Origin of the sequence: Mycobacterium sp. 3-98, from assembly GCF_035918355.1 — a bacterium.
Classification (GTDB): Bacteria; Actinomycetota; Actinomycetes; order Mycobacteriales; family Mycobacteriaceae; genus Mycobacterium; species Mycobacterium intracellulare.
On the sequence record NZ_CP142360.1, the window covers coordinates 2,133,902 to 2,147,434 of the forward strand.

Consider the following 13,533-nt stretch of genomic DNA (forward strand, 5'->3'; position numbering starts at 1 on the left):
CATGGCTGACCCCGCCCGGGCCCGCCGCCTGGCCAAGCGGATCAACACGATCGTCGCCTCGGCGATCGAGTTCGAGATCAAGGACCCCGGGCTTGACGGGGTCACCATCGTGGACGCGAAGGTGACCGCCGACCTGCACGACGCGACCGTGTTCTACACGGTCATGGGGCGCACGCTGGACGACGAGCCGGACTACGGCGCCGCCGCGGCCGCGCTGGAGCGGGCCAAGGGCGCGCTGCGCACCATGGTCGGGGCGGGCACCGGCGTGCGCTTCACGCCCACCCTCACGTTCACCCGCGACACCACGTCGGACAACGTGCAGCGGATGGACGAGTTGCTGGCGCGGGCGCGCGCCGCGGACGCTGATCTGGCGCGGGTTCGTTCGGGCGCCAAGCCGGCTGGGGAGGCCGATCCATACCGGGATAGCGGATCGGGCGTCGAGCCCGGCCTCGACGGGAGCATCGGTGACGACGACCAACGCGAATACTGAACTGGCCGGTGTGGGTGCACGCGTCGACGCGCCGGCCGCCGTCGACCTACTGTCGGACGCCGCCACCGTCGCGGTGATCGCCCACGTGCATCCCGACGCCGACACCATCGGCGCCGGTCTGGCGCTGGGTTTGGTGCTCGACAAGTGCGGCAAGCGGGTCGAGGTCAGTTTCGCCGAGCCCGCCGGCTTGCCGGAATCGCTGGCGTCGCTGCCGGGCCGTCACCTGCTGGTCAGCCCGGACGCGATGCGCCGCGACGTCGATCTGGTTGTCACCGTTGACGTTCCGAGCGTCAAGCGGCTGGGCGCGTTGAGCGAGCTGGCCGTGTCGGGCGCCGAGGTGCTGGTGATCGACCACCACGCCTCCAACGACATGTTCGGCACCGCCAATTTCGTTGACGTGTCGGCGGATTCGACGACGATGATGATCGCCGACATCCTCGACGCGTGGGGCAAGCCCATCGATCCCGACGTCGCGCATTGCATCTATGCCGGCCTGACGACCGATACCGGATCGTTCCGCTGGGCCAGCGCGCGCGCCCTTCGTCTGGCCGCACGGCTGGTCGACGCCGGCGTGGACAACGCCGCAATCAGCCGGACCCTGATGGACACCCATCCGTTCGGATGGCTGCCGCTGCTGTCGCGCGTGCTGGCGTCGGCCCAGTTGGTGCCGGGCGCGGCTGGCGGCCGGGGGCTGGTGTATGCCGTTGTCGGCCACCAGGATTGGAGCGGGTCCCGCCCGGAGGAAGTCGAAAGCATCGTCGACATCGTGCGGACCACGCAGCAGGCCGAGGTGGCCGCGGTCTTCAAGGAGGTCGCGCCGGGGCAGTGGTCGGTATCGATGCGGGCCAAGGCCGAAGTGGACCTGGCGACGGTCGCGTCCGCATTCGGCGGCGGCGGGCACCGGCTGGCGGCCGGCTACTCGACCACCGGCCCGATCGAGGACGCCGTCGCGGCGCTGCGCACCGCGCTCGGGTGACCGAGCCGGATCGACCCGACGCCGGGGGCCGTCGGATCGCCGGTCTGGCGCTGCCCGCGCTGGGCGTGCTGGCGGCCGAACCGCTCTACCTGCTCTTCGATACCGCGGTCGTCGGCCGGCTCGGCGCCCTGAGCCTGGCTGGGCTGGCCATCGGCGGGCTACTGCTCAGCCTGGTGGGCTCCGACCTCACCTTCCTTTCCTACGGCACGACGGCACGCTCGGCCCGCCACTTCGGCGCCGGCAACCGCTCGTCGGCGGTGACCGAGGGCGTGCAGGCGACGTGGTTGGCGCTGGGGCTGGGCGCGCTCGTCGTGATCGCGGTGCAGGCTGCGGCGGTGCCGCTGGTGTCGGTGATCGCCGGCGGCAAAGTGGGCGGGGAGGCGATCGCCGCGGCGGCGCTGCCGTGGCTGCGCATCGCGATCTTCGGCGCCCCGGCCATATTGGTGTCTCTGGCGGGGAACGGGTGGATGCGCGGCGTGCAGGACACCGTCCGCCCGCTGCGTTATGTGGTTGCCGGCTTTGGGCTTTCGGCGCTGCTGTGCCCGCTGTTGGTCTACGGCTGGCTGGGGTTGCCGCGGTTGGGGCTGGCCGGATCGGCGGTGGCCAACCTGGCGGGCCAGTGGCTGGCCGCGGTGCTGTTCGGGCGCGCGCTGCTGGCCGAGCGGGCACCGCTGCGGCTGGACCGCGCCGTGCTGCGGGCCCAACTCGTGATGGGCCGGGACCTGGTGGTGCGGACGCTGGCTTTTCAGGCCTGCTTCGTCTCGGCGGGCGCGGTCGCCGCCCGATTCGGCGCCTCGGCGTTGGCCGCGCACCAGGTCGTGCTGCAGCTGTGGGAATTCCTTGCGCTGGTGCTGGATTCGTTGGCGATAGCGGCGCAGGCCCTCGTGGGTGCCGCGCTGGGCGCCGGTGACGCCGCGCACGCGAAATCGGTGGCGCGACGGGTGACGCTGTTCTCGGCGGCGGCCGCCGCCCTGCTGGCGGCCATCTGCGCGGTCGGGTTTTCCGCGCTGCCCCGCCTGTTCACCGACGACCGTTCGGTGCTGGCCGCGATCGGGGTGCCGTGGTGGTTCCTGGTGGCCCAATTACCCTTTGCCGGAATTGTTTTCGCCCTGGATGGCGTGCTGCTGGGTGCGGGGGACGCCGCGTTCATGCGCACCGCCACCGTGATCAGCGCGCTGGTCGGCTTCTTGCCGTTGATCTGGCTGTCGCTGGTGTTCGGCTGGGGTCTGGCGGGCATCTGGACGGGGCTGACCACGTTCGTGCTGCTGCGGCTGGTCTTCGTTGGCGCCCGGGCGATCTCGGGCCGCTGGGCGGCCACCACGGGCCGCTAGAACGCCCAGCTGCCCGAGCGCTGCACGACGAATCCGTGGTCGCCGCTGGTGGTGTCCAGGCAGGCGACCAGGTTGTCGGCTCCCACCGCGCAGGTGACGTTGAGGTAGGTCAACTTCTGGCCCACGGCCAACAGCTTGGCGCCCGTGGGCAGCGCGGGCGGGTTGCCGTCGCATCCGCTGTAGGACATGCGGCTCAACTGGTAGCCGGGGCCCTTGAAGTCGACGGAACCCACGACGCAATCGCCCGGCCGCGGGCGGCCCCCGGGGATGGGGACGTCGTCCATGCCCGACATGTCGCCCTTGCACTTGATGTCCTGCGAGGGTTGCGGCGCGGGCGGCGGCCCGCCGTAAAAGTCACAGACCAGCGCGTACGGGGCGGAAAAGGCGATCCGCGGCGAGGCGCCGGTGCTGAGGTAGCCCTCGGCCGGGACGGCGGTGTAGCCGTCGAGGTTGGGGAACTTGGGCGGTGGCTGCGCGGCCGCGAGGGGGCCACCGGCCGCGATCGCCGATGCCGCCAGCGCCAGGCAGGCGAGCGCCCTGCTGATTCCCACAACCGCGCGCATCACCTGATCGTATTGGGTGGCCGGAAATCGGCCCGACCGGACCGCCCGGTCAGCGGACCTGGGCCCGCCCGCGTTGCAGCACGGCCTCGCGGTTGGCGGCGATGTCGTCGCCGCTGGTCCGGAATTGCCGGGCCGCCATCGCCTCCTGCCAGAGCCCCGCGCCGGTCTGCGCGTCGTCGATGCGGTGATAGGACGCCAGCAGCGCCCGCACCGCGTCCTGGTTGTTCCCCACGATCGACGCGGCGACCTGGCGCGCGGCACCCAGCAGCCGCTCGTGGGGCACCACCTCGGTCACCAGGCCGGCGCGCAGCGCGTCGGCGGCGGACAGGTAGTCGCCGGTCATGCTCATCCGCCGGGCCAGGCCGATGCCCACCTTCTGCGGTAACCGCACGCTCAGCCCCCAGGTGGGCAGCAGGCCCACCCGGGCGTGCGTGTCGGCGAAGCGGGCGTTCTCCGAGGCGATCAGGATGTCGCAGTACAGCGCCAGCTCCAGCCCGCCGGTCACCGCGGCGCCGTTGATGGCGCCGATCACGGGCTTGGTCATCGCCGGCCACCGCGGCGAGATGTCCGGCAGCGCCGACGAGCCGCCGAGCTCCTTGAGATCGAGTCCCGCGCAGAACACCGGGTCGGCGCCGGTGACGATGACGACGTCGACGTCGTCGTCGGTTTCGGCGTCGGCCAGCGCGCCGAAGAAGCGGTCCCGCAACGCCGAGGACAGCGCGTTGCGCGATTGGGGTCGGTTCAGGGTCAGGGTGCGGACCCGTTCCTCGGTGTGGATCAGCAGGATCTCGTCGGTCATGAATGCAACCGTAGTCAGCCGTCCGTTGCGACCGGAGGCGGTACGGCGGGGCAGCGCTTATCGTGGGGACCATGTGCCGGAACATCACTGAACTGCGGGGTCTTCAGCCGGCGGCCACCGCGGAGGAAATCGCCGCGGCGGCCCGCCAGTACGTGCGCAAGGTCAGCGGCATCACCCACCCGTCGGCCGTCAACGCCGAGGCGTTCGAGCAGGCGGTCGCCGAGGTCACCGAGACGACGACCCGGCTGCTCGGGCGGCTGGCCCCGCGGCGTCAGCCGCCCAAGACGGTGCCGCCGTTGCGCCGGCCCGAGGTGGTGGCCCGGTTGGCGGGTGCGACATGACGGTGACCGCCACGATGCCCGCGCTCAAAGAGTGGAGCGCCGCGGTCCACGCCCTGCTCGACGGCCGCCAACGGGTGCTGCTGCGCAAGGGGGGCATCGGGGAGAAGCGGTTCGACCTTGCCGCCCGCGAATTCCTGTTGTTCCCGACGGTCGCGCACAGCCACGCCGAGCGGGTGCGCACCGAACATCGAGACCTGCTCGAACCCGCCGCCGCCGACAGCACCGACGACGAGCTGGTGATCCGCGCCGCCGCGAAAGTCGTTGCGGCGGTGGCTGTTGAGCGGCCCGACGGCCTGGCGGCCATCGAGGACCTGCACATCTGGACGCCCGAGTCGGTGCGTGCCGACCGGCTCGATTTTCGCCCCAAGCACAAGCTGGCCGTGCTGGTGGTGTCGGTGATCCCGTTGGCCGACCCGGCGCGCATCGCCCGGACGCCCGAATACGCCGGCTGCAAGAGCTGGGTGGAGCTGCCGGTGCACGCACCGTTGGCGGCGCCGGTGCACGACGATCCCGCGCTAGACGCCGTCGCCGCCCGCGTCCGCGACGCCGTCGGCTGACAACTCCGCCGGGCCGACGGGCAACACCAGCCGGGAGCGTCCGTAGCGCACGCTGTGGGTGACCGGCGTGGCGCGCCGGGCGGTCAGCACCGGTTCGTCGCCGCCGAGGTTGTGCGCGTAGCGCGGGGACCAACTGCCGGCGATCAGAACCCGGATGCGTGACCCGGCGCGGAACCGGTGGGCGATGCCGTCGAGGTCGAGGCGAACGACCTTCTCCGACTTCGTCTTCGCCGCGGTGGCCAACCGGCGGTAGGCCTCGCTCACGTTGCGCGACCGGCCCTTCGGATCGACCTCACTCACCCGCACGAACAGGTCGACGTGCGGATTGTCGGCGCCGTGTGCGAGCTCGACGACCGGGGTTCCGTAGGCGTACAGGTCCTGGGTGAGGGTGGCGCTGGTGAACGCCAGCACGTCGGCGCGCGACGCGAGCCGGCCGTCGTCGCGGTAACCGCCGTTGGCGGACAGCATCGGGCCGCCGATGGTGGGTGTCGGATCGGCCGGGTCGTAGCGAAACGTGGCCGGGGACAGCCCTTTCAGCGTCGGGGCGGTCTCACCCAGGTAGCCACCGGGCCGCAGGTACAGCGCGCGCTCGGTGGTGACGGGCGGCCACGCGGGCAGGCTGCGCCACCCTTGGCCCCGACCCACGCCGGTGACGTAGACCCGGACCGGGGCGGGCCGGCGGGCGGGGGCCCCGCCCAGGTGGGTGCCCAGCCAATCCAGCGTCTCCCGGGCGCAGGTGGCGAGCCCGGTGGTGAGCAGCTGGGTGTGCGTCCACGGGCCGACGGTGAGCGCGACATCGACTCCCCGGCCGTGCAGATGCGCGTACTGCCGCAGCGTCTGCCTGATGAAGAGGTCCTGCCAGCCGCCGATGAGCAGCACGGGCACCTGCACCCGGTCCAGCGCCTCGTTGCAGCGCAACGCATTCCAGAAGGGATCGCAGGGATCGCTGTGTTCGGCCCACGATTCGAACCAAGGTGCGCCCGTGCCGAGCAGGGCCCGGGCGGCGTCGCCCAGTGGCGTCGCGGCCGCGGCCCGCGGCACCTTGCGGCGGGTCTGCAACTGGCGCAGCGCGGCGCGGGCGCGCACCGGGTCCTCCTGGTGCGCCACCATGTCGCTCCAGCCCAGGAAGTCGTTGACCGCGAACGACCCTGTGCCCCAAGTCGATTCGTTGAAGTCGTGCGGTCCCACCGCGATCACCGCGGTGGACAGTTCCGGCGGGGGATCCTGCAACAGGGCCCACTGCGTGAATCCCAGGTACGACATGCCGATGGTGGCGAAGCGGCCGGTGAACCAGGGCTGCTCACGCAGCCATGCGACGGTGTCGGCGCCGTCGGCGATCTCGTCGGCCATCGGCTCGAAAACCCCGCCGGACCCGAACGTTCCGCGCACGCTCTGCAGCACCACGTGGTAGCCGCGCGCCGCGTACAGCGCGCCGAATATCAGGGTGAACGGGAATCCGCGTCCGTAGGGACTGCGGATCAGCAGGGTGCCGACGGGGGTGGCGGGCGTGTAATGGTCGGCCACCAAGGCGACCCCGTCGCGCATCGGCACGCGCACGCGCTCCACGGTGTAGTCGGTGGTCGCCGGCGGCAGACCCAGCAACCGGCCAAGGGCCTTGCCGCCCAAGTGATTCAGGGTGTGCAGGGTCGGCTGCGCGGGACGGATCGAGGTGATGCTCACCCTAGAACTTGTAATACGGAGCGAGGTCGTTGGCGCGCTGCAGGTTGGTCTGCATGCAATCGACCTCGGGGTCGGAGTAGACGGTCGAGTAGTACAGCGCCTGCTGCAGCACCCCGTAACTGGTCTTGAACACGACCATGCAGGAGTAGAACCAGTAGCTGTTGTGATAGGTCGGCTTGAGCACCCAGTACTGCGCGGCGCGGTGGCCCGCGATCGTCGTCTCGACGGCGTCGGCGGGCAGCGAGGCCTCGTAGGTGCGCCAGATGATCGGCTCGACGGCCACCTGATAGTTGCCGGCGTCGAAGTGGCAGCGCAGCCCGTCCTCGTGCTCGGGCGGCGTGAATCCCAGCCCGAGGCGCTGGACGACGTCGAACGGGATGTCCTCGCACGCGTCGAACGGGCGCGGATCGGTGGTCGCCACGATCGGGCTCTTCATCGTGGTTTCCATCGGCTGGGCGGTCGACCGCAGCTCGACCGGGCGATCGCCGCCACCCGGTAGAGAAGGGGAACCGGACAACACGCCCACCGTGCCCCCGATGGCCGCTGTGAGCAGCGCACCGAGCGCCACCATCAGACGAACATTGGCGAACACGACACCCCCTGACGCCGCAGCGGTCCTTTCGGGGGAGTGTACAAGTCGCGCGCTCGAGGTCACAGGCAAAGGTGAACTTGTTCTAGTTCACCCGCCGGCCGGGCGCGAAAACAGATCGCCCGGCCCGAGTCGTTAGGGTGGTTATTCGTGGCTGGGCATAGATCGGGGCAGGACTCGACCAACGGTGGGCAACCGACGCTGTGGGCGGTGTCCGACCTGCACACCGGTCACCTCGGCAACAAGCCGGTCACCGAATCGCTGCATCCGTCGTCGCCGGACGACTGGCTGATCGTCGCCGGCGACGTCGCCGAGCGCACCGACGAGATTCGCTGGGCCCTTGACCTGCTACGACGGCGGTTCGCCAAGGTGATCTGGGTGCCCGGCAACCACGAGCTGTGGACCACCACCCGCGACCCCGTGCAGGTCTTCGGCAAGGCGCGCTACGACTACCTGGTCAACATGTGCGACGAGATGGGTGTGATCACGCCGGAGCATCCGTTCCCGGTCTGGACCGAGCGCGGCGGTCCGGCCACGATCGTGCCGATGTTCCTGCTCTACGACTACAGCTTCTTGCCCGAGGGGGCCACGAGCAAAGCCGAGGGGCTGACCATCGCGCGGGACCGCAACGTGGTGGCCACCGACGAGTTCCTGCTCTCCCCGGAGCCGTATCCCACCCGCGAGGCGTGGTGCCGCGAGCGTCTGGAGATCACCCGTGCCCGCCTCGAAGAGCTGGACTGGATGACGCCGACCGTTCTGGTGAACCACTTCCCGTTGGTCCGCGATCCCTGCGACGCGCTGTTCTACCCGGAGTTCTCGCTGTGGTGCGGAACCACCAAGACCGCCGACTGGCACACCCGCTACAACGCCGTCTGCTCGGTCTACGGTCACCTGCACATCCCGCGCACCACCTGGTATGACGACGTGCGCTTCGAGGAGGTGTCGGTGGGCTATCCGCGGGAGTGGCGGCGCCGCAAGCCGCCCAGCTGGCTGCGCCAGGTGCTGCCGGATCCCCAGTACGCGCCCGGTGACCTCAACGACTTCGGCGGCCACTTCGAGATCACCCCCGAGATGCGACAGCAGGCCACGCAGTTCCGGGAACGGTTGCGGCAGCGGCAATCACGATGACGGGGGAGCACACGCTGGTGTCCTCCGTGTTGCCGGCCACCGACGGCCTGGCCTACTCGGAGGTGTATTCCGATCCGCCCGATCTCGCCCCGCTGCCCGAAGAGGAGCCGTTGATCGCGAGATCGGTGGCCAAGCGGCGCAACGAGTTCATCACCGTCCGGCACTGCGCCCGCATCGCGCTGGGCGAGCTCGGCCTGCCGCCGGTGCCGATCCTCAAGGGCGAGAAGGGAGAACCCTGCTGGCCCGACGGCGTGGTCGGCAGCCTCACCCACTGCACGGGGTACCGCGGCGCGGTGGTGGGCCGCACCGACGCGCTGCGCTCGGTGGGGATCGACGCCGAACCGCACGACGTGTTGCCCGACGGCGTGCTCAACGCGATCAGCCTGCCGGCCGAACGCACCGAGATCCCCGCCCACCTGTCGGGGGATCTGCATTGGGACCGAATCCTGTTCTGCGCCAAGGAGGCGACGTACAAGGCGTGGTTCCCGCTGACCAAGCGGTGGCTGGGCTTCGAGGACGCCCACATCACGTTCGAGTCCGACGGCCCCGGCGCGGCGACGGGCCGGTTCGTCTCGCGGATCCTGATCGATCCGGCGGCGCTGTCCGGTCCGCCGCTGACGGAGCTGGCGGGCCGCTGGTCGGTCGAGCGCGGGCTGGTGCTGACCGCCATCGTCCTATGAGCGGTCCGGGCATCGTCGTCGTCGACAAGCCGCCGGCGATGACCAGCCACGACGTGGTGGGCCGCTGCCGCCGGATCTTCTCCACCCGGCGGGTGGGGCACGCGGGGACCCTGGACCCGATGGCCACCGGGGTGCTGGTGATCGGCGTCGAGCGCGCCACCAAGATCCTCGGCCTGCTGTCGGCTTCTTCGAAGTCGTACGCGGCCACCATCCGCCTGGGCCAGAGCACGTCGACCGACGACGCCGAGGGCGAGCCGGTGCGCAGTGTCCCGGCGGGGCACCTGACCGCCGAGGCGATCGGGACCGCCGTCGAGGGGCTGCGGGGTGACATCGCGCAGGTGCCCTCGACCGTCAGCGCCATCAAGGTGGGAGGCAAGCGCGCCTACCGCCTGGCCCGCGAGGGCCACGCCGTCGAGCTCGAGGCCCGCCCGGTGCGCATCGACCGGTTCGACGTGCGCGACGTCCGCCCGGGACCGCACGGCCTGGACGTGCTCGACGTCGACGTCGAGGTCGAGTGCTCGTCGGGGACCTACATCCGTGCGCTGGCCCGCGATCTGGGTGCCGCGCTGGGGGTGGGCGGGCACCTGACGGCGTTGCGCCGCACCCGGGCCGGCCGCTTCGGGCTGGACCAGGCGTATTCGCTCGACGAGCTCGCCGAGCGGCCGCGGCTGAGCTACAGCCTCGACGAGGCCTGCCTGCTGATCTTCCCGCGCCGCGAGTTGGCCGCCGGGGAGGCCGACGCCGCCGCCAACGGCCGGTCCCTGCCGGCGGCCGGGATCGACGGCGTCTACGCCGCGTGTGACCCCGACGGCCGGGTGATGGCGCTGTTGCGCGACGAGGGGGCGCGGACCAAGTCGGTGGTGGTGGTCCGCCCGGCGACGATGCAGTCCGGAACGGACTGAGGAGGAGGCGGGCCATCGATCCCGCCCGGCGACGATGCAGTCCGGAACGGACTGAGGAGGAGGCGGGCCATCGATCCCGCCCGGCGACGATGCAGTCCGGAACGGACTGAGGAGGAGGCGGGCCATCGATCCCGCCCGGCGACGCTCTAGGACGCGCTAACGGGTCCCGGCCGAGCGGTTGGTTGGGCTACGTTGCAGACTGGGGTATCCAGGCGGCCCACGGGAAGGGACAACGATGTCCAACAAGATGTCCAACAAGGTTTACGTCATCGGCGTCGGCATGACGAAATTCGAGAAGCCGGGTCGCCGGGAGGGCTGGGACTACCCCGACATGGCGCGCGAGTCGGGGACCAACGCGCTGGCCGACGCCGGCATCGCCTACCACGAGGTGCAGCAGGGCTACGTCGGCTACGTCGCCGGGGATTCGACGTCCGGGCAGCGCGCGCTCTACGAGCTCGGCATGACGGGTATCCCGGTGGTCAACGTCAACAACAACTGCTCCACCGGCTCCACCGCGCTCTTCCTGGCCGCGCAGGCAATCCGCGGCGGCATCGTCGACTGCGCGATCGCGCTGGGTTTCGAGAAGATGCAGCCCGGTTCGCTGGGCGGCGGAGCTCAGGACCGCGAATCGCCGATGGGCAAGCACGTCAAGGCGATGGCCGCGATCGACGAGTTCGCGATGCCCGTCGCGCCGTGGATGTTCGGCGCCGCCGGCCGCGAGCACATGAAGCAATACGGCTCCACCGCAGAGCATTTCGCCAAGATCGGCTATAAGAATCACAAGCACTCGGTGAACAACCCGTTCGCGCAGTTCCAGGAGTCCTACACGCTCGAGGACATCCTGGCGGCGCGGATGATCTCCGACCCGCTGACCAAGCTGCAGTGCTCGCCGACCTCCGACGGTTCGGGCGCGGCCATCCTGGCCTCGGAGAGCTTCGTCGACAGCCACGGGCTGGCGGGCCAGGCCGTCGAGATCGTCGGTCAGGCCATGACCACCGACTTCGCCTCGACGTTCGACGGGAGCGCCAAGAACCTCATCGGCTACGACATGAATGTGCAAGCCGCACAACAGGTCTACGACCAGTCCGGGCTGGGTCCGCAGGACTTCCAGGTGATCGAACTGCACGACTGCTTCTCGGCCAACGAGCTGCTGCTCTACGAGGCGCTGGGCCTGTGTGGGCCGGGTGAGGCGCCCAAGCTGATCGACAACAACGACACCACCTACGGCGGCCGCTGGGTGGTCAACCCCTCCGGTGGCCTGATCTCCAAGGGGCATCCCTTGGGCGCGACCGGGCTGGCGCAGTGCGCGGAACTGACCTGGCAGCTGCGCGGGACGGCCGAGGCGCGTCAGGTCGACAACGTCAGCGCCGCACTGCAACACAACATCGGACTGGGCGGCGCCGCCGTCGTCACCGCCTACCAGCGCGCCGAACGCTAAGGGCGCCATGATCGAGTGGTCCGACACCGACCTGATGGTCCGCGACGCCGTTCGGCAGTTCGTCGACAAGGAGATCCGCCCGCATCTCGACGAATTGGAAACCGGCACGATGTCGCCCTATCCGATCGCGCGCAAGCTGTTCAGCCAGTTCGGCCTCGACGCCATGGCCGCCGAATCGGTCAAGAAGATGCTGGACCGGGAGCGCTCGGGAGAGCGTCAAAGCGACGGCGAGGCAAGCGGTTTCGGCGGCGGAGCCCAGGGATCGATGATCGCGGTGCTGGTCTCCGAGATCGCCCGGGTCAGCATCGGGTTGCTGAGCACCGCGTCGGTGAGCCTCGGTCTGGGCGCGGCGACCATCATGAGCCGCGGCACGCTGGCCCAAAAGGAGCGCTGGCTGCCCGAGCTGATGACGCTGGAAAAGATTGCGGCGTGGGCCATCACCGAGCCGGACTCGGGCTCGGACGCGTTCGGCGGCATGAAGACCTACGTCAAACGCGACGGTGCCGATTACATCCTCAACGGGCAGAAGACGTTCATCACCAACGGGCCCTGCGCCGACGTCCTGGTCGTGTACGCCAAACTCGACGAGGGCGACGCCGGCCCGACGAAGGTGGACAAGCGCAACCGCCCGGTGCTGGTGTTCGTGCTCGACGCCGGCATGCCGGGCCTGACGCAGGGCAAGCCGTTCAAGAAGATGGGCATGATGTCCTCGCCGACCGGCGAGCTGTTCTTCGACAACGTGCGGCTGAGCCCGGACCGGCTGCTCGGCGAGAGCGAACAGCACACCGACGGCGACGGCCGCGACAGCGCGCGCGCCAACTTCGCCGCCGAGCGGATCGGGATCGCCATGATGGCCCTGGGCATCATCGACGAATGCCACCGGCTGTGCGTCGACTACGCGAAGAGCCGCACGCTGTGGGGCAAGAACATCGGGCAGTTCCAGCTGATCCAGCTCAAGCTGGCCAAGATGGAAATCGCGCGAATGAACGTGCAGAACATGGTCTTTCACACCATCGAGCGCCAACAGGCCGGTAAACCGCTGACGCTGGCCGAGGCGTCGGCGATCAAGCTGTACTCGTCGGAGGCGGCGACCGAGGTGGCCATGGAGGCCGTGCAACTGTTCGGCGGCAACGGATATATGGCCGAGTACCGGGTGGAGCAGCTGGCCCGCGACGCCAAGTCGCTGATGATCTACGCCGGCAGCAACGAGGTGCAGGTCACCCACATCGCCAAGGGATTGCTGGCCGACTGAGCTAGGCGGTCACCCAGATCGCCCGCGCGGCCGGGCTGCCCAGGTCGACGGTCGTCTCGTCGCCGTCGCCGGATTCGATCGCCACCGAGATCATGCCCGCGAACTCGCGGCGGGTCAGCACCCGCAGCCGGGAGTCGAGGTTGATGCCCACGTCGGTGAAGTAGCGCAGCATCTCGGGGTCGGCGTCGGAGATGCGGGCCACCGTCCCGGCGTCGCCGTCGCCGCACGCCCACAGCTGGCGCGCCGGCGGGGTGGGCACCTGCCCGTCGGTGGCGGGGATGGGGTCGCCGTGCGGATCGCGCTGCGGGAATCCCAGCTTGGCGTCGATGCGGGAAACCAGACGATCCGACACCGCGTGCTCGAGCACCTCGGCCTCGTCGTGCACCTCGTCCCACGCGTAGCCCAGCTCGTTGACCAGGAAGGTCTCCAGCAGCCGGTGCCGGCGCACCATCTCGAGCGCCGCGCGCCGTCCGGCCTCGGTCAGCGTCACCGCGCCGTACTTCTCGTGGTCGACGAGGCCCTGCTCGGCGAGTTTGCGGATCGACTCCGAGGCCGTGCTGGCCGACACCCCGATCTTCTCGGCCAGCATCTTCGTGCTGACCTTGTCGGGGGACCACTCCTGGGCATTCCAGATCGCCTTGAGGTAGTCCTGGCCGACCGCGGTGAGACCGCCACGCTCTTCGTCAGCACTCACAACGACAAAGTTTAGGCAACCCCATCCAAATCCGGCGTGTTCCCCGCCAGCCTGGCGGGTGTCGGGCCCTCTGGATCTCCCGGCCGGGCACTCGGCGCCGTAGGCTTGCGGTC

General features: G+C 70.1%; 15 protein-coding genes. 10 read left to right on the top strand and 5 right to left on the bottom strand.

What is annotated here, in order from left to right:
- Position 1 precedes the first annotated feature (1 nt).
- From rbfA to QGN30_RS10500, 3 genes are read left to right on the top strand one after another with little or no spacing between them, the layout of a single operon-like run.
- Positions 2-490 carry a 30S ribosome-binding factor RbfA gene (gene rbfA / locus QGN30_RS10490; protein ID WP_009957591.1) on the top strand — a complete coding sequence of 163 codons (489 nt, stop codon included), beginning with the start codon at positions 2-4 and terminating at the stop codon, positions 488-490.
- Positions 465-1,466, top strand: a complete 1,002-nt coding sequence (locus QGN30_RS10495; RefSeq protein WP_179300671.1) for a DHH family phosphoesterase — start codon at positions 465-467, stop codon at positions 1,464-1,466. The genes rbfA and QGN30_RS10495 overlap by 26 nt, the downstream gene beginning before the upstream one ends.
- Complete coding sequence (locus tag QGN30_RS10500) at positions 1,463-2,797, top strand: MATE family efflux transporter (protein ID WP_065503064.1); 1,335 nt, start codon at positions 1,463-1,465, stop codon at positions 2,795-2,797. The genes QGN30_RS10495 and QGN30_RS10500 overlap by 4 nt, the downstream gene beginning before the upstream one ends.
- Here QGN30_RS10500 and QGN30_RS10505 read toward each other — a convergent pair.
- Both QGN30_RS10505 and QGN30_RS10510 read right to left on the bottom strand, forming a co-directional pair.
- Complete coding sequence (locus QGN30_RS10505; RefSeq protein WP_225331490.1) at positions 2,794-3,360, bottom strand: hypothetical protein; 567 nt, start codon at positions 3,358-3,360, stop codon at positions 2,794-2,796. The genes QGN30_RS10500 and QGN30_RS10505 overlap by 4 nt on opposite strands.
- Positions 3,361-3,409: 49 nt before the next feature.
- Positions 3,410-4,159: an enoyl-CoA hydratase gene (locus tag QGN30_RS10510; protein WP_009957595.1), complete on the bottom strand. Its 750-nt coding sequence runs from the start codon at positions 4,157-4,159 to the stop codon at positions 3,410-3,412.
- Between the two features lie 71 nt (positions 4,160-4,230).
- Between QGN30_RS10510 and QGN30_RS10515 the strand changes: the two genes are divergently transcribed.
- Positions 4,231-4,500, top strand: a complete 270-nt coding sequence (locus QGN30_RS10515; RefSeq protein WP_008258698.1) for a DUF2277 domain-containing protein — start codon at positions 4,231-4,233, stop codon at positions 4,498-4,500.
- Positions 4,497-5,057: a DUF1802 family protein gene (locus QGN30_RS10520; RefSeq protein WP_014380654.1), complete on the top strand. Its 561-nt coding sequence runs from the start codon at positions 4,497-4,499 to the stop codon at positions 5,055-5,057. The genes QGN30_RS10515 and QGN30_RS10520 overlap by 4 nt, the downstream gene beginning before the upstream one ends.
- On the opposite strand, the gene QGN30_RS10525 is transcribed toward QGN30_RS10520, so the two are convergent.
- Positions 5,016-6,737: a CocE/NonD family hydrolase gene (locus QGN30_RS10525; protein ID WP_064893039.1), complete on the bottom strand. Its 1,722-nt coding sequence runs from the start codon at positions 6,735-6,737 to the stop codon at positions 5,016-5,018. The two genes, QGN30_RS10520 and QGN30_RS10525, sit on opposite strands and share 42 nt — an antisense overlap.
- Position 6,738: 1 nt before the next feature.
- Complete coding sequence (locus QGN30_RS10530; protein WP_225331489.1) at positions 6,739-7,329, bottom strand: DUF3558 domain-containing protein; 591 nt, start codon at positions 7,327-7,329, stop codon at positions 6,739-6,741.
- Between the two features lie 147 nt (positions 7,330-7,476).
- Between QGN30_RS10530 and QGN30_RS10535 the strand changes: the two genes are divergently transcribed.
- From QGN30_RS10535 to QGN30_RS10555, 5 genes are all read left to right on the top strand, one after another.
- Complete coding sequence (locus QGN30_RS10535) at positions 7,477-8,454, top strand: metallophosphoesterase family protein (RefSeq protein ID WP_014380651.1); 978 nt, start codon at positions 7,477-7,479, stop codon at positions 8,452-8,454.
- Positions 8,451-9,134, top strand: a complete 684-nt coding sequence (gene pptT, locus QGN30_RS10540) for a 4'-phosphopantetheinyl transferase PptT (protein WP_008258687.1) — start codon at positions 8,451-8,453, stop codon at positions 9,132-9,134. The genes QGN30_RS10535 and pptT overlap by 4 nt, the downstream gene beginning before the upstream one ends.
- Complete coding sequence (gene truB, locus QGN30_RS10545) at positions 9,131-10,036, top strand: tRNA pseudouridine(55) synthase TruB (protein ID WP_248923161.1); 906 nt, start codon at positions 9,131-9,133, stop codon at positions 10,034-10,036. Before pptT ends, truB begins: the two co-directional genes overlap by 4 nt.
- Positions 10,037-10,283: 247 nt before the next feature.
- Complete coding sequence (locus QGN30_RS10550) at positions 10,284-11,474, top strand: lipid-transfer protein (RefSeq protein WP_009955346.1); 1,191 nt, start codon at positions 10,284-10,286, stop codon at positions 11,472-11,474.
- A gap of 7 nt (positions 11,475-11,481) precedes the next feature.
- Positions 11,482-12,726: an acyl-CoA dehydrogenase family protein gene (locus QGN30_RS10555; RefSeq protein ID WP_014380648.1), complete on the top strand. Its 1,245-nt coding sequence runs from the start codon at positions 11,482-11,484 to the stop codon at positions 12,724-12,726.
- Position 12,727: 1 nt separating this feature from the next.
- Here QGN30_RS10555 and mntR read toward each other — a convergent pair whose 3' ends face one another.
- Complete coding sequence (gene mntR / locus QGN30_RS10560) at positions 12,728-13,420, bottom strand: manganese-binding transcriptional regulator MntR (protein WP_009955351.1); 693 nt, start codon at positions 13,418-13,420, stop codon at positions 12,728-12,730.
- Between the last annotated feature and the right edge of the window lie 113 nt (positions 13,421-13,533).